Here is a 19,667-nt window from a genome sequence, read left to right as displayed (position 1 = left end):
CATGCCCCCCGTCTTCGCCCACGGCCGACTGCGCCTGTACTTGCTGAAGCTGCTGGCGGAAGCCCCCCGGCACGGCTACGAGGTGATCCGGCTGCTGGAAGAGCGCTTCCGCGGCCTGTACGCCCCCTCGGCCGGCACCGTCTACCCCCGGCTCGCCAAGCTGGAAGCCGAGGGGCTGGTCACCCACACCACCGAAGGAGGCCGCAAGGTCTACTCGCTGACCCCGCGGGGGCGGGCGGAGCTCGCCGGAAGGCAGGGCGAGCTGACGGAGCTGGAGCGGGAGATCCACGATTCACTGACGGCGCTCGCCGCCGAGATCCGGGAGGATGTGCGCGGCTCCGCGGACGACCTGCGCCGGGAGATGCGCGAGGCAGCCGAGGGCGGCGGCACCACGGCCGGCGGCGAGCGGGCGGCCTCCGGGCATGCGGGGCGCGGCTGGAAGGAGGAGGCGCGCCGCGGCAGGGCGGACCACCGCCAGATCCGCCAGGAGAAGATCCAGGCCGCTCAGGAGGAGGGCCGGAAGGCCCGGCAGGAGGCCCAGCGGGCCGCGCAGGAGGAGGTGCGGCGCATCGCCCGCCAGGTACAGGACCGCGTCTCCCCGCACGCCCAGAGCGGGGACTGGCAGCGGGCTGTCCGCGAGGGCATGGCCCAGCTGGCCAAGGAGATGGGCGGCCTCGGCCGTACGACGGGCCAGGGCACGGCCTGGCCGCCTCCGTTCGGGACACCGCCGGGCGAGCCCGGCGTACCGCACCGGCCCCAGGAGCCGCGCGAGTCCCCCGCCGCGGCGGAACCCCCCGAGCCCGAGTGGCCCGGCGAGGCCGCCGAGCCCGGCACCGACCCGGCGCGCGCGCTGGAACGGCTGCTGGACCGCTTCCGGGACGAGGTCCGGGACGCCTCCCGCGACCACGGCGTCACGCCCGAGCAGTTGCGCGAGGTGAGACGCCATCTGTCCACCGCGGCAGCGCAGATCGCCGCCGCGCTCCGAGCCCCCCGCTGAACCGGTCCCTGTCCCGGCACGGCTGAGCCGTGGAGGGTGGGAGGGTGCCGAACGGCGGGTGGGAGCCGCTGATCGCGAGGGCCGGGGCCGGGGGCCGGGTACCACCGTCCGGCCCCCGGGATCAGCGGAGTGTCTTCTCGAAGAAGTGGTCGGCGTACGGGCCGTCGTGGTAGGCCGGGATCTCCTGATAGCCATGCGCGGCGTAGAGCGCCCGCGCCTCCACCAAATCCGCCCGCGTGTCCAGGCGCAGCACCGTGGCGCCCAGCTCCCGGGCGGCGGCCTCCGCGGCCCCGAGCAGCGCGGCCCCGCCGCCGGTGCCCCGCAGCTCCGGCCGCACGTACACGCGCGCCAACTCCCCCATGCCGGGCTCCAGCAGGCGTACACCGACGCAGCCGGCGACTTCGCCGTCGTACCGGCCCAGCAGGAACCTGCCCTCGGGCGGGGTGAGCCCGGCGCTGGGCTCTGCCGCCATCGCGGCCCGCACCTCGTCCCGGGTGGCGGCCCGGCGGTAGTAGCGGCCCACGATGTCGGCGTAGTAGGCGAGGAGGATGCCTTCGGCCTCGGCGCCGCCCACGGGCGCCGAGGCCACGGCCCAGGTCATCGGTCGGCGCCGACGGTGAGCACGATCTTGCCGAACAGGTCGCCGGAGGCCATCTTCTCGAAGCCCTCGCGTGCGCGCTCCAGCGGCAGCGTCGAGTCGATGACGGGGCGCAGCCCCTTGGCCGCGCAGAAGTTCAGCAGCCCCGCCAGCTCCTCCTTGGTGCCCATCGTGGAGCCGACGACCTTCAGCTCCAGGAAGAAGATGCGGTTCAGCTCCGCCTTGGGCGGGTTGTAGCCGCTCGTGGCACCGGAGATGACGAGCGCGCCACCCGGCTTGAGGGACTTCACCGAGTGGGACCAGGTCGCCGCGCCGACGGTCTCCATCACCGCGTCCACCCGGTGCGGCAGCCGCGCTCCGGGCTCGAACACCGCCTCGGCGCCGAGTTCGAGCGCCTTCTTCCGCTTGCCCTCGTCCCGGCTGGTGGCGAAGACCCGCAGCCCCGCCGCCGCGCCGAGCGCGATGGCCGCCGTCGCCACGCCGCCGCCGGCGCCCTGGACCAGCACGCTGTCCCCGGGCCGGACCCCGGCCTTGGTGAACAGCATGCGGTAGGCGGTCAGCCACGCGGTGGGCATGCAGGCAGCCTCCTCGAAGGAGAGCTGCGGAGGCTTGGGCAGCACGTTCCACTGCGGCACGGCCACCCGCTCCGCGAAGGTGCCCTGGTACTTCTCGGTGAGGATGGTGCGCGGCTCGCGCGGGCCGACTCCGTGGCCGGTCAGCCCGATCACCGGGTAGACGACGACCTCGTTGCCGTCCGCGTCGATCCCGGCGGCGTCGCAGCCGAGGATCATCGGCAGCGCCTCCTCGCCGAGCCCGACCCCGCGCAGCGTCCACAGGTCGTGGTGGTTGAGGGAGGCCGCCCTGACGTCGACGGTCGTCCAGCCCGGCGGCACGTCCGGCTCCGGACGCTCTCCGAGTTCGAGTCCGGTGAGCGGCTGTTCCCGGTCCATCCGGGCGGCATACGCAGCAAACATGATCCGCACGCTACGCCGCGTCGGGGCCGTGTGGAATGGCCTGCCGCTGTGACACGCGCCGCGCACGCGCGTGGGGCGGTACCGGCCGGTACCGCCCCACGGTGTGTCTCGTTCCGGAGCTGTGCGCTCAGAGCACCTTGGAGAGGAAACCCTGCGTGCGCTCGTGCTGCGGGTTGGTGAGCACGTCCCGCGGATGGCCGGACTCGACGACCACGCCCTCGTCCATGAAGACCAGGGAGTCGCCGACCTCGCGGGCGAAGCCCATCTCATGAGTGACGACGATCATGGTCATGCCGTCCTCGGCCAGGCCCCGCATGACGTCCAGCACCTCGCCGACGAGCTCCGGGTCGAGCGCGGAGGTCGGCTCGTCGAAGAGCATCAGCTTGGGCTCCATCGCCAGCGCCCGGGCGATGGCGACGCGCTGCTGCTGACCGCCGGAGAGCTGCGCGGGGTAGTTCTTCATCCGGTCCGCCAGCCCCACGCGCTCCAGGAGCCGCTCCGCCCGCTCCCGCGCGACGGACTTGGACTCGCGCTTGACCTGGACGGGCGCCTCCATGACGTTCTCCAGCGCCGTCATGTGCGGGAAGAGGTTGAAGCGCTGGAACACCATGCCGATGTCCTTGCGCTGCTCGGCGACCTCGCGCTCACGCAGTTCGTAGAGCTTGTCGCCCTTCTCCCGGTAGCCGACGAGCTGTCCGTCGACGGAGAGCCGCCCGGCGTTGATCTTCTCCAGGTGGTTGATGCACCGCAGGAAGGTCGACTTGCCGGAACCGGAGGGGCCGACGAGGCAGAAGACCTCCTGCGGCGCGACCTCCAGGTCGATGCCCTTGAGCACCTCCACGTGCCCGAAGGACTTGTGGACCTGCTCGGCCTTCACCATCGGCTGGACGGTGTCCGTCGTGTTCTCGCTGCTCATACGGTGGTCCCTCCCACCTTGCTCGGCGTGCGGAAGGAGGAGAGCTGGCCGCGGATCCGCTGTAGCGGGGTGGGCGGCAGCGAGCGGTTGGCGCCCTTGGCGTAGTGCCGCTCCAGGTAGTACTGGCCGATGCTGAAGACCGTGGTCAGGAGCAGGTACCAGACGGAGACGACGAGGTACATCTCCATGACGGCGTAGTCGGTCGCACCGATGTTCTTCGCCACGTAGAAGAGCTCGCCGAAGCCGATGATGTAGGCCAGGGATGAGGTCTTGAGCATGTTGATGAACTCGTTGCCCGACGGCGGGATGATGACGCGCATCGCCTGCGGGAGGACGATGCGGCGCATCGTCTTGGCACCGCTCATGCCGAGGGCGTGCGCCGCCTCGGTCTGACCGTGGTCGACGGACTGGATGCCCGCGCGGCTGATCTCCGCCATGTACGCGGCCTCGTTGAGGCCGAGGGCCAGGAGGGCGGCGACGAACGGCGTCATGACGTCGTTCATCTCGTTCTTGTAGATCGGCCCCAGGTCCAGGGTGGTGAAGACCGCGGACAGGTTGAACCAGAGCAGGAGCTGGACGATCACCGGAGTGCCGCGGAAGAACCAGATGTAGGCCCAGGACACGGCGGACAGCACCGGGTTGGCGGACAGCCGCATCACCGCGAGCAGGGTGCCCAGCACCACGCCGATGAGCATGGCGTAGACGCTGATCTTCAGCGTCTCCCAGGCCGGGCCGACGAACGTGCCGTCCGTCAGCCGCTCGCCGACGACGGCCCAGGCGATGTCGCCGTTGGCGAAGGCGAGGCCGATCAGGCCGAGGGCCGCGATGACGAGGGCGGCCCCGATCCAGCGGCCGTAGTGACGCACCGGAATGGCCTTGACGGCGGCCGACGGAACGCTCTCGTCGTCGGCCGGCTCCCCGGGTCCTGCGGTCTTGGTCAGCTCCGCCGGGTCCGCGGTGGTCGACACGGCGGTGTCGGTCTTGGTCGGCTTCGTGTCGCCGACCGTCTTCTCGCCCTGGGCGGGCTGCGCGGCCTGGTCGGCCTTGCGCAGCCCGTCGGGCGTCTCGTGTGGTTCGCTCACGGGAGAGTCGCTTCAGTCGGGAGTGGTCGTGCGGCCGGTGCGGGTCACTTGCCCGCGTTGACGGTGGCCTGCTCCAGGGCGCCCGCCTCGGCGCCCCACTCCTTCAGCACCTTGGCGTACTCGCCGTTGTCCATGATCGCCTGGAGGGCCTTCTGGATGGCGTCGCGGAGCTGGGTGTTGTCCTTGTGGACGGCGATGCCGTAGGGCGCCGCGTCGATCTGGTCGCCGACGACCTCGAAGCGGTCGCCGCCACCGGCGGTCTCCGCGCTGTAGATGGCCACCGGGTAGTCGGTGACGACGACCTGGACGCGGCCGTTCTGGAGCTGGGTGACCGAGTCCGTGTCCTTGTCGGCGATGAAGAAGTCGATCTTGTCGTCGCCGCACTTCTTGTTCTGCTCGTTGACCAGGGTCTCGTTGGCGGTGCCGCGCTGGGCGGCGACGCCGAGGCCGCACAGGTCGTCGAGGCTCTCGATCTTCTTCGGGTTGCCCTTCTCCACGAGGAGGGCGGAACCGGCCTTGAAGTAGTCGACGAAGTCCACGCCGCCGGCCTCGTCCTCGGCAGCGCCGTCCTGGCGCTCCTTGGTGTCGGTCATCGCGGACATCACGATGTCGTACTTGCCGGACTTGTTGAGGCCGATGATGAGCTGGTCGAAGCCGGCGTCCTTGAACTCCAGCTTGACGCCGAGCTGCTCGCTCAGGGCCTCCGCGATGCCCGGGTCGACGCCCTTGAGCTCCTTGTCGTCGAAGAACTCGATGGGCGGGTAGGCGATGTCGGAGCCGACCCTGATGACGCCGGCGTCCTGGATTTCCTTGGGCAGCTCCGAGAAGAGCGGGGCCTCAGAGCTCTTGGTGCCCTTGGCGCCCTCCTTGCCGCCGTCACCGGAGCCGCCGTCGGCGTCGTCGGTCTGGTCGCCGCAGCCGGTCAGCAGCAGAGCCCCGGTGACCGCGATGGCTCCGGCCGCGGCGAGACGACGACGCGCGGACGGACGGCGGGTGAAGCGTGCGGTCATGACGAGGTCCTCCTGCGAGGGGTGAGGGGGTCTTCGGCGGGCCGCGTCCCACCCTCGAGTGTGACGGCGACCCTGCGTAGTGGGAGGAATCTTGCCATCCGGACATGCCTTGGGGAGAGGTCAGCGATATCAAAATCGGATAACGGAGATCGGTGACCGAACATGGTTTGGTCAGGAGACGCACCGGACTGAGCAGGACCGGAGCTTTGTGAGAGGTTCCTCACGCCGGGGTCCGGCGACGGTGAGGAAACCCCTCATCGGTGGGCGTTGGTCATCCGTTTTCCGGTCGTTCGCCGGATACATCCCTTGCAGTCGATCACGAGGCGTACTCATGGCGCGGCAGTGACGGGGGAAGTGGCTCGTGGCAGTCATCGTCATCCGGTACAAAGGGCTGTTACACCCCTCACCTGGGGACCCGGGGCGCGTGTGCGGCGCGCCCGGCGTCCAACACCTCCCCCCTGAACGGTGTCGATCACCGGACGGGGCCTGGACGCGGTTCCGCCCGCGCCTCAACCAGGCAGCGGTACCCTCGGCAGTTATTCGGAATAAGGGGTCAAAGTGGCAGCGGAGATCGTCAATCCGCAGGGAGAGCTGGCCGAAGACGCGATCGATCCGGCCTTCGCCCTGCATCGAGGCGGCAAGATGGCAGTGCAGGCGACCGTCCCCGTGCGGGACACCGCCGACCTGTCCCTCGCCTACACGCCCGGCGTGGCCAAGGTCTGCACGGCGATCGCCGAGCAGCCGGAGCTGGTCGACGACTACACCTGGAAGTCCCAGGTCGTCGCGGTCGTGACGGACGGCAGCGCGGTGCTCGGGCTGGGTGACATCGGCCCGGAGGCCTCGCTTCCGGTCATGGAGGGCAAGGCCATCCTGTTCAAGCAGTTCGGCGGCGTGGACGCGGTGCCGATCGCGCTGGACACCAAGGACACGGACGAGATCGTCGAGACGGTCGTGCGCCTCGCCCCCTCCTTCGGCGGCGTCAACCTGGAGGACATCTCCGCGCCCCGCTGCTTCGAGATCGAGCAGCGCCTGAAGGAGCGGCTGGACATCCCCGTCTTCCACGACGACCAGCACGGCACCGCCATCGTGACGCTGGCGGCGCTGCGCAACGCTGCCCGGCTGACCGACCGCGCGCTGGGCGAGCTGCGGGCCGTCATCTCCGGTGCCGGCGCGGCCGGCGTGGCGATCGCCAAGATCCTCATCGAGGCGGGCATCGGCGACGTGGCCGTCTGCGACCGCAAGGGCGTCGTCTCCCAGGACCGCGAGGACCTGAACGCCGTCAAGCGCGAGGTCGCCGGCTTCACGAACAAGGCCGGGCTGTCCGGCTCGCTGGAGAAGGCCCTGGACGGCGCCGACGTCTTCATCGGCGTCAGCGGAGGCACCGTGCCCGAGCCGGCCGTCGCCACGATGGCCGAGGGCGCGTTCGTCTTCGCCATGGCCAACCCCAACCCGGAGATCCACCCCGACGTCGCGCACAAGTACGCGGCCGTCGTCGCCACCGGGCGCAGCGACTACCCGAACCAGATCAACAACGTGCTGGCCTTCCCCGGCGTGTTCGCCGGCGCCCTGCAGGTGCGGGCGACGAGCATCACCGAGGGCATGAAGCTGGCCGCGGCCGAGGCGCTGGCCGCCGTGGTGGCGGACGAGCTGAGCGCGGACAAGGTCATCCCCTCGCCGTTCGACGAGCGGGTGGGCCCCGCGGTGACCGCGGCCGTGGCCGCGGCCGCCCGCGCGGAGGGCGTCGCCCGCCGCTGACCGTGAGCGGCGCGGGGGCGGTACGGGTCGTGTCCCGTACCGCCCCCGCGTGCTGTCCGCCCGCCCCCGGGGCCCGTCACCTGAGGGCGAGGACCATCGCGTCGTGCGGCGAGGCCCACACCGTGCGCGCCTCGGCGAAGCCGCCGTCCCGCAGGGCGCGGGCGTGCCACGCCGGGGATTGGAGCTGACCGTCGCTGTGGTCGTCGGCGGGGCGGCCGAAGAGGCGGTTGCGCTCGGCGACCGCACCGGCGAGCGCCGGGTGCGCTGCGGCCTCCTCCCACCAGCCACTCCAGTCCTGGGCTCCGCCCGCCTTCGCGCGCTCCCGGCGGGCCTTGTCGAAGGCGTGCACCGCCTCGTTGATCCGCGGCGTCTCCGGGTCGGGCATGTGGTCGGCGTTGAGGAACACGCCACCGCCGCGCACGACCCCGGCCACCTGCCCGTAGAGGGTGGCCAGCTCGTCCGTGCGCAGCCAGTGCAGCGCGGTGGCCGTCAGGACGGCGTCGAACTCCCGGTGGGGCAGCTTCTCCGCCCAGGCCGCGTCCCGCAGATCCGCGCTGACGAACTCGATCCGCTCATCGCCCGCGAAGTGGCCGCGCGCGATGGTCAGCAGCGCCGGGTCGAGGTCGACGCCGACGCTGCGTGCCTCGGGCAGCCGGGCGAACAGCCGGTCGGAGATGCTGCCGGTGCCGCAGGCCAGGTCCAGCACCCGGGGCCGGGGGCCGACCAGCGCCTCGACGGCGTCGAGCATGACGCCGAAGCGCTGCTCGCGGTCGGGCAGGTACCACTCCTGCTGCCGGTCCCACGAGCTCTGCCAGCTCCGCCAGTCGACGTGTGCGCTTTCGGTCATCGCTTCCCCTCCGCAGGTAATAGGCTGTTTCCATAGCCAGCCCTTACGTTCCTGTCCGCCACCCTAGACTTCGCCCGTAAGGACCACAAGTGGAATTGACCTATTACGCCGACTTCGCCGTGCGCCTCGTCAACACCGAGGAGCCGCTGCGCGGGGAGGACCGGCTCACATCCGTGGACACGGTGCGGGAGCTGCTCGGCGTGAACCAGCAGACGGCACGGCGCGCCTCGGACGCCGACGTCACCCGGCTGCGGGGCGTCCGCACCCGGCTGCGCGCCGTCTTCACCGCGGCGGCCGAGCACGACGAGGTCCGCGCGGTGGACCTGCTGAACGCCCTCCTCATGGAGTACCCGTGCAGCCCGCAGGTGGCCGGACACGAGTACCGGGACGAGCAGGGCAGCCCGAAGTGGCACATGCACCTGGCCGAGAACGCCGCGAGCGCGGGCGCGGGCTACACCGCCATGGCGGCCATCGGCCTCGCCTTCAGCCTCACCGACCTCGGCGTCGACCGGCTCGGCATCTGCCAGGCCGACCCCTGCCGCAACGCCTACCTGGACACCTCCACCAACCGCTCCCGGCGCTACTGCTCCGACCGCTGCGCCACCCGGGCCAACGTCGCCGCCTACCGCGCCCGCAAGCGCCTGGAGAGTGGCCGGACGGCCGACAGCGCCCAGCCCGCCACGGAGGCCACCGAGCGCTGAAGTTCCCGGGGCGGCCGCAGCCGCACCGCAGCCCGGGCCACCACCAGTTCGTCCGGAACCGCGCCGAACTCCCGGCTGTCGTTGTGCACATACGGGTTGTCGCCCTGCACCCACCAGCCCCCGGCCCGCCGGCCCACGATCCGCTTGACGATCAGCAGGTCGTGCTGGAGCGGGTGCCGGATCACCACCACGTGCCCCGGCCGCACCGGCACCCCGTACCGCAGCACGAGCCGGTCCCCCGGCCGCAGCGTCGGCACCATCGACGGGTTGAAGACCTCCGCCAGCCCGATCCGCCCCACCGCCACCAGCCGTCCCTCCGGTCACATCATCCGAGAACCCCGCGGCCGGTATCGGACTTTCGCCCTAATCCCGCGGGCCCCCGCGCGAAAAGCATTCCCTCAGGGAGTAATCTCGCACGCGAGAAGACGATCACGAGGAGGCCCAGCTCTCATGCTTTCCCGCCTGTTCGCCCCGACGGTGAAGGTCAGCGCCCACTGCGACCTGCCCTGCGGCGTCTACGACCCGGCCCAGGCCCGCATCGAGGCCGAGTCCGTGAAGGCCGTCCAGGAGAAGTACCAGGCCAACGAGGACCCCCACTTCCGCGCCCGCGCCACCGACATCAAGGAGCAGCGCGCGGAGCTCGCGAAGCACCACATCTCGGTGCTGTGGAGCGACTACTTCAAGCCCCCGCACTTCGAGAAGTACCCCGAGCTGCACCAGCTCGTGAACGACACCCTCAAGGCGCTGTCCGCCGCCAAGGGTTCCACCGACCCGGCCACCGGCCAGAAGGCCCTGGACTACATCGCCCAGATCGACAAGATCTTCTGGGAGACCAAGAAGGCCTGACCCGGCCTCGCACCTCCGCGGCCGGCGGCGTCCCCGGACGTCGCCCGGTCACCGCGACCGCACCCGGTCCGCGGCGCGCCTGCACGGCGTGCCATGCGGGCCGGGTGCGGTCGTCCGCGTCCGACGTCAGGCGCTGCTGCCCGTGGCCGCGGCGGGCTCCCCGGCCGCGCGCGTACGGCGGCGTCCGTACCAGATGAGGGCGAAGGCCGAGACGTTCATGAGCAGCCCGTACACCCCCGAGGGCACGGCCATCTCCGGCTGCCCCATGACGGTGACGGCGATGAGGATGCCGATGGTGGCGTTCTTGACGCCGAGTTCTACGGCGCCGGTCATCCGGTCCGCCCACGGGAGCCCGGCCAGCGCCATGACGCCGAAGCCGACGCCGAGCCCGCCCAGGTTGAGCAGGAGGGCCGGGGCGCCCGCCGTGCGCAGGTACTCCCAGGAATCCTCGCCCAGCGAGACGGCGATGACCGCGACCAGCGCCGCGAGGACGAGCCCGCCGAAGACGGACACGGCCCGTTCCATGGCGTCGGCCAGCCGGGGCCGTCCCGTGCGGATGGCCATCCCGAGCAGCAGCGGGAGCAGGACCAGCACGAGCAGGAGGGCGATGGTGCGCGGCACGGGGACGCGGACCTCGCCACCGCCGCTGACGGGCCAGATGTCGAGCGCCAGGTTGGCGAAGACCGGCAGCGTCACGATGGTGGCGGCGCTGGCGATGATGGTCAGCACGATCGACAGGGCCACGTTGCCCCGGGCCAGGTAGGCGATCAGGTTCGACGTCGTCCCGCCGGGGCAGGCCGCGATGATCACCAGGCCCACCGCGACGACGGCGGGCAACGCGAGGGCCCAGGCGAGGGCGACCCCGAGCAGGGGCATCAGCAGGAGCTGGGCCACGGTTCCGGCGAGGGCGCCGCGTGGGGCGCGGAGCTCGCGGCCGAAGTCCCGGCGGGTCAGGCTCAGCCCGATGCCGATCATGATGACGAACAGGGCGATGGGCAGCCCGGTGTCGATCAGCGCGTTGTCGAGCAGGGGGTGGTCCTCGCTCACCTCCACCCGCTGGCCGAGCGCGGTCATGCCAGTTCCTTCGCGAGCGCCCGGCCCGCCGCCCGGCCGGAGAAGATGCAGCCGCCCAGGAAGGTGCCTTCGAGGGCGTTGTACCCGTGCACGCCGCCACCGCCGAAGCCGGCGACCTCCCCCGCCGCGTAGAGCCCGGGGAAGGGCGTCTCGTCGGCGCGCATCACCTGCGAGTCCAGGTTGGTCTGCACGCCGCCGAGTGTCTTGCGGGTCAGGATGTTCAGCCGCACGGCGATGAGCGGGCCGTGCGCCGGGTCGAGGACGCGGTGCGGCCTGGCCACGCGGGTCAGCCGGTCGCCCCGGTACCGCCGCGCGTTGCCGATCGCCATGAGCTGCAGGTCCTTGGAGTAGGAGTTGCCGACCTCGGCGTCCCGGGCCAGGATCTGCCGCTCCAGCGCCGCGTGGTCCAGCTGCGGTCCGCGGGCGATCGCGTTCATGCCGTCGACCAGTTCGCGGAGCGTGTCGGCGACGACGAAGTCCGCGCCGTGCCGCTTGAACGCCTCGACCGGGCCGGGCGCCCCACCGCTGAGCCGGCTGGCGAGGGTCTGCCTGATGCTCTTGCCGGTGACATCCGGATTCTGCTCCGATCCGGACAACGCGAACTCCTTCTCGATGATCGTCTGGGTGAGGACGAACCACGAGTAGTCGTAGCCGGTGTCGAGGACGGCTTTCAGGGTGCGGTTGGTGTCGAAACCGGGAAAGTTCGGTGCAGGCAGCCGCTTCCCCGTGGCGTCGAACCACAGCGATGACGGTCCGGGGATGATCCGGATGGCGTGGTCGGGCCAGATCGGGTCCCAGTTGTGCAGCCCCTCGGTGTAGTGCCACATCCGGTCGGAGTTGACGACGGCACCGCCCGCCCTCTCGGTGATCTCCAGCATGCGCCCGTCCACATGGGCGGGGACACCCGCGATCATCGTCTGCGGGCAGGGGCCGAGCCGGTCCGCCGGCCAGTTCCGGCGGACGAGGCCGAGGTTGTGCCCGATGCCGCCGGAGGTGACGACCACGGCCCGCGCCCGGAACCCGAAATCCCCCACCGGGGTGCGGGAGGAGGCCCTTCCGCGTTCCAGGTCGGTGGGCTCCAGCACCTCGCCCCGGACGCCGACGACGGCGCCGTCCTCGACGACGAGTTCGTCGACACGGTGCCGGAAGGCGAACCGGACCAGCCCGCGCCGCTCGCCGTCGAGCACCGGTTCGGCGAACACCCGGACGACCTCCGGGCCGGTACCCCAGGTGAGGTGAAAGCGCGGTACCGAGTTGCCGTGGCCGTCCGCGGTTCCGTCACCACGCTCGGCCCAGCCGACGACCGGCGTCAGCCGCAGCCCGAGGTCGTGCAGGTAGCGGCGTTTGTCGTGGGCGGCGAACTCCACGTAGGCGCGCGCCCACTGACGCGCCCAGTGGTCCTCCCGGTCGCGGTCGAACCCGGCCGAGCCCTGCCAGTCCTGCCAGGCCAGCTCGACGGAGTCGGAGATGCCCATGCGGCGCTGCTCGGGGCTGTCCACGAGGAACAGCCCGCCCAGCGACCAGAAGGCCTGGCCCCCGAGGTTGTCGCGGTTCTCCTGCTCCACGACGAGCACGCTGCGGCCCGCCTTGACGAGCTCGTGGGTCGCGACGAGCCCGGCCAGGCCGGCACCGACGACGATCACATCGGGTTCGAATGCCATGGTCTTCCTTCGCTGTCTGAGGGCGCGCAGGGCGGGGTGTCCGGCCGGGTGGCCCGGCGGGCCCGGCCACCTGGCCGGACGGCTCCCGCCGCTGGAGGGGGCCGACGCATGCGGCCGCCCGGTGCACCGGACCGCGCGCGGTGGCGCGGTGCTCGACGGCCGGTCCAGGACGTTCGCGGGGCGGCACCGACCGCTCGGCGACGCGGCCGTCAGCGCACCGGCCGAGGCCGGCGAACACCGGATGGTCTTCCCTATCCGATAGGATTTCCTATTGACGAGGGCATCATGGCCGGTGGTCCGACGCCCGTCAAGGAGGAGAACCCGTGCCGAAAGGTCCGACGAAGCGGCGCCCGCAGACCCGGGCACGGCTGCTCGACGCCGCGATGGAGGCGTTCGCCGAACTGGGTTTCCACGGCGCGACGATCGACGAGATCTGCCGCAGGGCCGGGTACACGACCGGTGCCTACTACTCGAACTTCGCCAGCAAGGACGAGCTGTTCTACGCGCTCTTCGACGAGCAGGCCGCGAAGGCGGTGGACCGGCTCTCCGAGCGGCTGTCCCGGCTCGACGACCCGACATCGCCCGAGCAGCTCGTCGCCCTGGCCGGGGAGATCGGCCCGGACGAGCGACAGTGGTTCCTCGTGAGCACGGAGTTCACCCTCTACGCCATGCGCAACCCGGAGGCGGCCCGGACCCTGGCCGACCACGACGCCCGGGTCCGGGCCAAGCTCGTCCGCGTCCTGTCCCGTCTGCTGGACGAGATGGGCAGGTCGCCCTCGGTCGACCTGGAGCAGTTCGCCCGGCTCGTCATCGCCGTCCGGGAGGGCGGTCTGATGCAGAGCCTCGTCGAGCCGGAGCAGCTGCCCCCGAACACCCTGGAGCGGGCCTTCCTGCCGGTCCTGCTGCGCGCGGCCAGCGAGGAACGGGAGGGTGGTCCGCGCGGAACGTGAGCGAGCCCGGCGGTCCGTGCCGGAGCACGGACCGCCGGGCTCGTCACCGTCGCCGGGGCCGGGGCCGGGGCCGGGGCCGGGCGACGTCAGGCGTGGAGCTGGGTGAAGCGGATGGCGTTGCCGAAGGGGTCGCGCAGGCCGCAGTCGATCCCGTAAGGCCGCTCGGTGGGTTCCTCGGTGAACTCCACGCCCCGGCCCAGCAGGGTTTCGTAGGTCTTGCGGCAGTCCTCCGTGGTGAGGATGAGCGGTCCGCCGAGGACGCCCTTGGTCAGCAGCTCGCGGACCTGCTCCGCCGTATCCTCGGTCATCGCGGGCGGGCCGGGGCGCTCCAGCAGGACGTGTCGGTCCGGGCTGCCGGGGACGCCGACGGTCAGCCAGCGCATGAAGCCCATGTCGATGTCCGCGGTCACCTCCAGGCCGAGCTTGCCGACGTAGAAGTCGAGGGCCTCGTCCTGGTCGAGGACGTAGAGCTGTGAATGGCTGATGGCTGTGAACATGCCCATCACGCTATGGGGTGTACCGGGCGGAATACTTGTCCGAAACTGCTCCGTCAGAGGCGGTCAGGAGCGGGGCCGCGTCCAGGTCTTCGTGAAGCAGGTGGGCACGGCCGTGGCCGCCGCGTGCGTGCGGTACTCCCGCGGGGAGCGTCCGACGATGGCGCGGAACGTGCGGCTGAAGGTCCCCAGGCTGCCGAAGCCGACGTCGTGGCAGATGTCCGTCACGCTGCGCTCGGTCTCCCGCAGCAGGCACATGGCGCGCTCGACGCGGCGGCGTTGGAGGTAGCGGTGCGGCGTCTCGCCGAAGGTGGCCCGGAAGGTACGGACGAAGTGGGCCTCGGAGACGTGGGCGACGCGGGCCAGGGCCGGGATGTCCAGGGGATGCGCGTACCGGCGGTCCATGGTGTCGCGGGCCCGGAGCATCCGGCGGTTGCTGTCCTCCGTCGCACGGCTCACGGCCCCATCACATCACGGGCACGGAGGCAGGGAGGCACGTCCGCCCGTGGACGGGCCCGGGGCGGCCCGGCGCACTCCTCGGCCCGGCGCACGCACCGTGCGCCGGGCCGAGGGGGCTCGGGGCGGAGGGGTCACAGACCGCCGGTGTACAGCAGGCGGTTGGGGGAACCGGCGTCGAGCGATCCGACCTTGCCCGTGCTGGAGGTGTCGGTCAGCCAGCGGGCGAGCACGGCGGAGGGGACGTCGCCGTGCTCGTCCTTGGCGAGCGCGGCCACCCCGGCGACGTGCGGCGAGGCCATGGAGGTGCCGTTCAGCGCCTCGCTCCCGCCGCCCAGCCGGGCGGAGACGATCCCCTGGCCGGGCGCGTACAGGTCCAGGCAGCGGCCGTGGTTGCTGAAGCCCGCCTCGGCGTCGTCCCGGCGGGTCGCGCCGACGGTGACCGCGGAGGGGGCGCTGGCCGGGGAGACGCGGCAGGCGTCCTGGTCCGAGTTGCCCGCTGCCACGACGGGTAGCACGCCGGAGGCGGCGAGGTTCTCGGTGGCCATGTTGGTGGCCAGGGAGTACGAGCCGCCCAGGGAGCCGTTGAGCACGGCGGGCCCCTCGGCGTTGCGGGCCGTCCAGTCGAGCCCGGCGACGATGCCGCCCATGCTGCCCTTGCCCTCGCAGTCGAGCACGCGGACGCTGACGAGCTTCGCCGCGGGGGCGACGCCGAACGTCGAGCCGGCCACCGTACCGGCGACGTGGGTGCCGTGGCCCGCGCAGTCGGCGCCGTCGCGGCCGTCGCCGACGGCGTCGAAGCCAGGGACGGCCCGGCCGCCGAACTCCTGGTGCCGGTAGTCGATGCCGGTGTCGAGGATGAAGACGGTGACGCCGGACCCGTCGTTGCGGGTGGTGAAGTCGGAGTCGAGCGGCAGGTCCCGCTGGTCGATGCGGTCCAGGCCCCAGACCGCGGGCGGGGCCGCCGCCGCGGCGGCGGGCTGCGTGTCGGCCCGCACGACGGCGTCCTGCTCGACGGCGGCGACGCCGGGCAGCCTGCGCACGGCCGCCACCTGCTCCTCGGTGAGCGAGGCGGCGAAGCCGAGCATCGCCGAGCGGTACACGAAGTCGGGGTCCACCCCCAGGCCCTCGGCGATCGCCGTCGGGTCGAAACCGGTGTCGAGGGTGACGAGGTACCGGCCCGGGATGGCGTCGGGGCTGCGGTGGAGCGGTGCCAGTGTCTCGGGGTTCGGTTCGGGCGCCTCGTCGGCGGTGCCGGCGGCGAAGGCGAGCGGCGCGGGCAGGAGTGCCGCGGCGGTCAGCAGGGCCAGACGGTGCGTCAGGGAACGGGACATCGGTGGCGCCTCTCAGACGTGGGGAGCATGGGCCGCCGCACGCGCCTGGTCGCTGACGTGTTCGACGGCCGTCTCCCTGCCCATCGTCCGCGGCACACCACGGGCTTGAGGATCGTCACCCGTCCGAGGGGTGCGGGTGTGGCGTTCGCCCGTCCGGTCCGCCGCCCGGGGAGGGCGTCCCGTCACACGTCCGCGCCCTGCTCCGTCCGGAGGAGGGCAGGGTCGGCGTTGCGGCACAGCCACCGGTGGTACACCGCGCACTGCCGCGCGATCTCGAGGTAGGCCGCGCGCAGGTCGTCGAACACGGCGTCCAGGTCGGTGCCGGCCGTGGCGGCCGGCCGGGAGACCAGCAGCAGGCGCACGGTGAGCGGATCACCGGTGAGGGGGCGCACGACGAGCCCCGAGCGTTCCGGGGAGGTCGGCTGACACGGCATGACGACCTCCCCGGCTGCGGTCAGCACCCAGGCGGTGGCGTAGTCGCCGAGCACGACCTTGGGGTTCACCCCGGCCGCCGCGAAGACGCGGCGCAGGCCGTCCCACTCGCCGTCCGCACTCGGGTCGACCATCCAGCGGTCCCCGGCGAGGTCCTCGAGGGTCAGCTCGCGGCGCCGGGCGGCCGGATGGGAGTCGGGGACGGCGACGAACTGCGGCTCCCGCTCGATGAGGACCCGCTGCCGCAGGTCCGAGGGCAGACTGAGCGGACTGCCCCCCACCTCGTGCACGAAGGCCGCGTCGAGCTGCCCGCTGGCGACCATCCGCAGCAGCAGGTTGGCCGAGACCTCGAAGTGGATGGTGGTGTCGACGTCCGGATACCGCTCGTGCAGACGCCGGAGCCAGCCCACGACGGTACTGCTGCCCGTGCCGCCGGTGCTGCCGATGCGCAGCCGCGCCCCGTCGGAGCGCAGCACGGCCTCCCGCGCCTCGTTGATGAGCGCCGCCATCTCCGTGACGATGGGGCGGGCCCGGCTGAGGACGGTGCGGCCGAGCGGGGTGGGGCGGCTGCCGGTGCGCTCCCGGACGAAGAGCCGGCCGCCCAATGCCTTTTCGATGCGCCGTAACTGCGTCGTCAGGGAGGGCTGCGTCATGCTCAGCCGGCGCGCGGCGGCCCGGACGCTGCCCGCGTCGGCGATGGCACACAGCGCCCGCAGATGCCTGACCTCCAGCTCCACGAGCGGAGGATAACGGGGGCGCGAGCGGGGCCACCAGGGGTCGGATGCCCCGAACACCCGGAAAGGCGCGGGGGTATAGCTCCGGGCTATCGCCTGCTGACATCCTCCGCCCGCCGTGCCATGTACCCGACACTCGCTGGGACCGCGATTCGGTCCGGACGCCCGGTCGGCCGCAACCCCCCACGCGCAGGCGGCCGGCCGGCGTCCGGCGATGAAGGGAACCCCCCATGAAGTACCTCAGAAACGTACTGACGGCCGCCCTGGGGCTGGGTCTGGCGACGGGACTCGCCGCCGTGCCCGCCACGACCACCACGGCGTCGCCCGCCAACCCGGCCGAGACCCAGAGCGAGCGGGACTTCGTGACCGCCGCCTTCACCGGCCCCCGCACCCCGGACACGAGCGTGTCCGACCAGGAGGCCACCCGGGCGTTCTTCGAGGCCGTGCGCGCCTCCGCGCTGAAGAAGCACGCCGAGAACCCGAGCGCCCAGGTCGTCACCGTCACCTACGACGCCAGCCAGGCACCGTCGTTCGCCGGTGAGATCGCCAGCTCGACCTCCATATGGAACTCCTCGGTGAGCAGCGTGCAGCTCCGCGAGGGGTACCCCGCGGACTTCCGCTACTACGAGGGGAACAGCTCGCGCGGCTCGTACGCGTACACGGACGGGCGCGGCAACGGCTACATCTTCCTCGACTACCAGCAGAACCAGGTCTACGACTCCACCCGGGTGACGTCGCACGAGACCGGGCACGTCCTCGGGCTGCCGGACCACTACTCGGGTCCCTGCAGCGAGTTGATGTCGGGGGGCGGGCCGGGGCCCTCGTGCACCAACGCCTACCCGAACAGCGACGAGATCAGCCGCGTCGACTCGATGTGGAGCTACGCCCTCTCGGCGTTCGACAAGGAGCTCGCGCTGAAGTAGCCCGCCTGCGCAGCGGAGCCTTGCCCGGGTGCCCGCACCGCGCCCGGGTTCTGGGGGCCGGCCCGAACGGCTCCCGGCACGGCGCCCGTCCGGCCGTCCGGCCGGACGGGCGTCCGCGTTGTCGGACCCCGGTGAGAGGGTGGAGCCCTCCGGTCGGCTCCGCCGTGGCAGAACGGTACGTGCCGGGGCTGGAACGCAACGAGAGGGGACGTCCCATGCTGCCGCCCGCCGTCGACTCGCTGTGCCTGCTGGCCGCCGCCGTGATCGTGCACGACGCCGAGCGGGACCGGGTGCTGCTGGTCCAGCGCGGCCCCGACGCGAAGTTCGCCAGAGGGCGGTGGGACCTGCCGGTCGGCAAGGCCGAACCGGGCGAGCCGGTCACCGAGGCCGCGGTGCGCGAACTGCGGGAGGAGACGGGGCTCGTGGTCCCGCCCGAGGAGCTGAGGCTGGTCCACGTGGTGCACGGGTCCCGCAGCGTCGAGGCGGCGGGCGGCTTTCTGACGGTCGTGTTCGCCGCCCGGACGTGGTCCGGGGAGCCGGTCAACGCGGAGCCGGAGAAGCACGCGCGGGTGAGCTGGGTGTCCGCGGCCGAGGTGCCGGCCGACGCCGTGGAGCCCACCGCGGAGGCGGTGGCCCGCTACCGGGCCGGTGAGCACCGGGTGCTGCTCACCGGCTGGGGGTCAGCCGCCACAGCGAGGTGACCTCGGCGGCGCGGGCCGCGTGCAGCGGGTCGGCGGCGTCGCCGGAGCGCGGGTGGGTGGGCCGGGCGTCCAGCCGGCCGACGACGGCGAGCCCGGCGGCGTCGACGTGGCCGAGGAGTTCCTCGCGGCTGCGCAGGCCGAGGTGCTCGGCGAGGTCGGAGAGGATCAGCCACCCCTCACCCTGCGGCGTCAGAGCGCCGGGCAGCCCGGCGAGGAACGCGCGCAGCATGCGGCTGCCGGGGTCGTACACGGCGTGCTCGACGGCCGAGGTGGGCTTCGCGGGCAGCCACGGCGGGTTGCACACGATCAGCGGCGCCCTCCCCGGCGGGACGTCGGACGGGAAGAGGTCCGCCTTGACGACGTCGATCCGGCCCGCCAGGCCCAGGCGCTCGGCGTTCTCCCGGGCGCAGGCGAGGGCGCGGGGGTCCTGGTCCGTGCCGACGACGCGGGCCACCCCGCGCCGGGCCAGCACCGCGGCCAGGACGCCCGTGCCGGTGCCGATGTCGTAGGCGAGCTCGTGGTCGCGGGGCAGCGGCGCGCGGGCCACCAGGTCCACGTACTCGCCCCGCACCGGGGAGAAGACGCCGTAGTGCGGGTGGACGCGGTCGCCGCCGAGTGCCGGCACCGGGACGCCCTTGCGCCGCCACTCGTGGGCGCCGACGAGACCGAGGAGCTCGCGCAGGGAGACGGCGAAGGGCTCGTCCCCGGGCGGCCCGTAGGCCTCGGCGCAGGCGGCCCGCACGTCGGGGGCGCGGCGCAGCGGTACGACGTAGCCGGGTTCGACGGGGACGAGCAGCATGCCGAGCACGCGTGCCCGTCTGCCCTGCTCCTGGCGGTGCCGGTGGAAGGCGTCGTACGGCGTCGCGGGCTCCGGCCTCGCCGACCGGCGGGGCCCGCGGTCGACGCGTCGGCCGAGCGCGGCCAGCAGCTGCCTGGCGCCCTGGAAGTCGCCGCGCCACAGCACGGCCGTGCCCTCGCAGGCCAGCCGGTACGCCTCGGCGGCGCGCAGGCTGTCGTCCGCCTCCCGGACCCGCCGGGGCGCGGGGGCGCCCGACTCGGAGCGCCAGCGCAGCGCCGGCTCCGGGTCGGGGAGGGGGAGGACGTCCATGTCAGGCATGTCTGGACTCTAGCCCGACCGTGCGCCGGCCCCCGAGCCGGTCCGCGCGGCGGCAGGCCCGGGCG

The 19,667-nt window shown here is 72.6% G+C and carries 21 protein-coding genes; 7 read left to right on the top strand and 14 right to left on the bottom strand.

From position 1 onward, the window contains the following. Window position 1: 1 nt before the first annotated feature. Window positions 2-997, top strand: coding sequence for a PadR family transcriptional regulator (locus O7609_RS18495; protein ID WP_269735888.1), 996 nt, complete (start codon window positions 2-4; stop codon window positions 995-997). Between the two features lie 121 nt (window positions 998-1,118). Here O7609_RS18495 and O7609_RS18490 read toward each other — a convergent pair whose 3' ends face one another. The 5 genes from O7609_RS18490 to O7609_RS18470 all read right to left on the bottom strand — a co-directional run bounded on the left by O7609_RS18490 (window position 1,119) and on the right by O7609_RS18470 (window position 5,577). Continuing rightward, window positions 1,119-1,598 (bottom strand): GNAT family N-acetyltransferase, encoded by a 480-nt coding sequence (locus O7609_RS18490; RefSeq protein ID WP_269743908.1) that lies wholly within the window; start codon window positions 1,596-1,598, stop codon window positions 1,119-1,121. Continuing rightward, entirely contained in the window at window positions 1,595-2,569 is a 975-nt protein-coding gene (locus tag O7609_RS18485; protein WP_269735890.1) for a zinc-binding dehydrogenase, read from the bottom strand. Before O7609_RS18485 ends, O7609_RS18490 begins: the two co-directional genes overlap by 4 nt. A gap of 127 nt (window positions 2,570-2,696) precedes the next feature. Continuing rightward, window positions 2,697-3,485, bottom strand: a complete 789-nt coding sequence (locus tag O7609_RS18480) for an amino acid ABC transporter ATP-binding protein (RefSeq protein ID WP_269735891.1) — start codon at window positions 3,483-3,485, stop codon at window positions 2,697-2,699. Next, on the bottom strand, window positions 3,482-4,426 hold the full coding sequence (locus O7609_RS18475) for an amino acid ABC transporter permease (protein ID WP_269737206.1): 945 nt from the start codon (window positions 4,424-4,426) through the stop codon (window positions 3,482-3,484). The genes O7609_RS18480 and O7609_RS18475 overlap by 4 nt, the downstream gene beginning before the upstream one ends. 185 nt (window positions 4,427-4,611) lie before the next feature. After that, complete coding sequence (locus tag O7609_RS18470) at window positions 4,612-5,577, bottom strand: ABC transporter substrate-binding protein (RefSeq protein ID WP_269743907.1); 966 nt, start codon at window positions 5,575-5,577, stop codon at window positions 4,612-4,614. 558 nt (window positions 5,578-6,135) lie between these two features. Between O7609_RS18470 and O7609_RS18465 the strand changes: the two genes are divergently transcribed. Beyond that, a complete protein-coding gene (locus O7609_RS18465; protein WP_219090419.1) occupies window positions 6,136-7,332 on the top strand; it encodes an NAD(P)-dependent malic enzyme in 1,197 nt (398 codons plus the stop codon). A 76-nt stretch (window positions 7,333-7,408) separates the two neighbouring features. Here O7609_RS18465 and O7609_RS18460 read toward each other — a convergent pair whose 3' ends face one another. Next, window positions 7,409-8,179 (bottom strand): class I SAM-dependent methyltransferase, encoded by a 771-nt coding sequence (locus O7609_RS18460; RefSeq protein ID WP_269735893.1) that lies wholly within the window; start codon window positions 8,177-8,179, stop codon window positions 7,409-7,411. Window positions 8,180-8,268: 89 nt separating this feature from the next. On the opposite strand from O7609_RS18460, the gene O7609_RS18455 reads away from it, so the two are divergent. Then, the gene (locus O7609_RS18455; RefSeq protein WP_269735894.1) at window positions 8,269-8,880 is read left to right on the top strand and encodes a CGNR zinc finger domain-containing protein; all 612 of its coding nucleotides are present in this window, start codon (window positions 8,269-8,271) and stop codon (window positions 8,878-8,880) included. Here the strand turns inward: O7609_RS18455 and sodX are convergent. After that, window positions 8,802-9,140 carry a nickel-type superoxide dismutase maturation protease gene (gene sodX, locus O7609_RS18450; RefSeq protein ID WP_332328091.1) on the bottom strand — a complete coding sequence of 113 codons (339 nt, stop codon included), beginning with the start codon at window positions 9,138-9,140 and terminating at the stop codon, window positions 8,802-8,804. The genes O7609_RS18455 and sodX overlap by 79 nt on opposite strands. 190 nt (window positions 9,141-9,330) lie before the next feature. On the opposite strand from sodX, the gene sodN reads away from it, so the two are divergent. Continuing rightward, window positions 9,331-9,726 carry a superoxide dismutase, Ni gene (sodN, locus tag O7609_RS18445; protein WP_219090416.1) on the top strand — a complete coding sequence of 132 codons (396 nt, stop codon included), beginning with the start codon at window positions 9,331-9,333 and terminating at the stop codon, window positions 9,724-9,726. 126 nt (window positions 9,727-9,852) lie between these two features. On the opposite strand, the gene O7609_RS18440 is transcribed toward sodN, so the two are convergent. Next, window positions 9,853-10,800, bottom strand: coding sequence for a bile acid:sodium symporter family protein (locus O7609_RS18440; protein ID WP_269735895.1), 948 nt, complete (start codon window positions 10,798-10,800; stop codon window positions 9,853-9,855). Continuing rightward, entirely contained in the window at window positions 10,797-12,461 is a 1,665-nt protein-coding gene (locus O7609_RS18435) for an FAD-binding dehydrogenase (RefSeq protein WP_269735896.1), read from the bottom strand. The genes O7609_RS18440 and O7609_RS18435 overlap by 4 nt, the downstream gene beginning before the upstream one ends. A 323-nt stretch (window positions 12,462-12,784) precedes the next feature. On the opposite strand from O7609_RS18435, the gene O7609_RS18430 reads away from it, so the two are divergent. Beyond that, window positions 12,785-13,411: a TetR/AcrR family transcriptional regulator gene (locus O7609_RS18430; protein ID WP_269735897.1), complete on the top strand. Its 627-nt coding sequence runs from the start codon at window positions 12,785-12,787 to the stop codon at window positions 13,409-13,411. An 86-nt stretch (window positions 13,412-13,497) separates the two neighbouring features. On the opposite strand, the gene O7609_RS18425 is transcribed toward O7609_RS18430, so the two are convergent. The 4 genes from O7609_RS18425 to O7609_RS18410 form a co-directional block, all read right to left on the bottom strand. After that, complete coding sequence (locus O7609_RS18425) at window positions 13,498-13,908, bottom strand: VOC family protein (RefSeq protein WP_269743906.1); 411 nt, start codon at window positions 13,906-13,908, stop codon at window positions 13,498-13,500. 63 nt (window positions 13,909-13,971) lie between these two features. Then, a complete protein-coding gene (locus tag O7609_RS18420; RefSeq protein WP_269743905.1) occupies window positions 13,972-14,364 on the bottom strand; it encodes a helix-turn-helix domain-containing protein in 393 nt (130 codons plus the stop codon). A 131-nt stretch (window positions 14,365-14,495) separates the two neighbouring features. Next, window positions 14,496-15,695, bottom strand: coding sequence for a S8 family peptidase (locus O7609_RS18415; RefSeq protein WP_269743904.1), 1,200 nt, complete (start codon window positions 15,693-15,695; stop codon window positions 14,496-14,498). Window positions 15,696-15,877: 182 nt separating this feature from the next. Further along, the gene (locus O7609_RS18410; RefSeq protein WP_269735899.1) at window positions 15,878-16,864 is read right to left on the bottom strand and encodes a LysR family transcriptional regulator; all 987 of its coding nucleotides are present in this window, start codon (window positions 16,862-16,864) and stop codon (window positions 15,878-15,880) included. Window positions 16,865-17,091: 227 nt separating this feature from the next. Between O7609_RS18410 and snpA the strand changes: the two genes are divergently transcribed. Then, entirely contained in the window at window positions 17,092-17,784 is a 693-nt protein-coding gene (gene snpA / locus O7609_RS18405) for a snapalysin (RefSeq protein ID WP_269735900.1), read from the top strand. Window positions 17,785-17,999: 215 nt separating this feature from the next. Continuing rightward, on the top strand, window positions 18,000-18,485 hold the full coding sequence (locus O7609_RS18400) for an NUDIX domain-containing protein (protein WP_269735901.1): 486 nt from the start codon (window positions 18,000-18,002) through the stop codon (window positions 18,483-18,485). Here O7609_RS18400 and O7609_RS18395 read toward each other — a convergent pair. Continuing rightward, window positions 18,451-19,602 carry a class I SAM-dependent methyltransferase gene (locus O7609_RS18395; RefSeq protein WP_269743903.1) on the bottom strand — a complete coding sequence of 384 codons (1,152 nt, stop codon included), beginning with the start codon at window positions 19,600-19,602 and terminating at the stop codon, window positions 18,451-18,453. The genes O7609_RS18400 and O7609_RS18395 overlap by 35 nt on opposite strands. Window positions 19,603-19,667 lie beyond the last annotated feature (65 nt).

Source organism: Streptomyces sp. WMMC1477 (assembly GCF_027460245.1).
Classification (GTDB): domain Bacteria; phylum Actinomycetota; class Actinomycetes; order Streptomycetales; family Streptomycetaceae; genus Streptomyces.
Note: the sequence above shows the minus strand (reverse complement) of the source record. Positions and strands in the feature narration are given on the sequence as shown.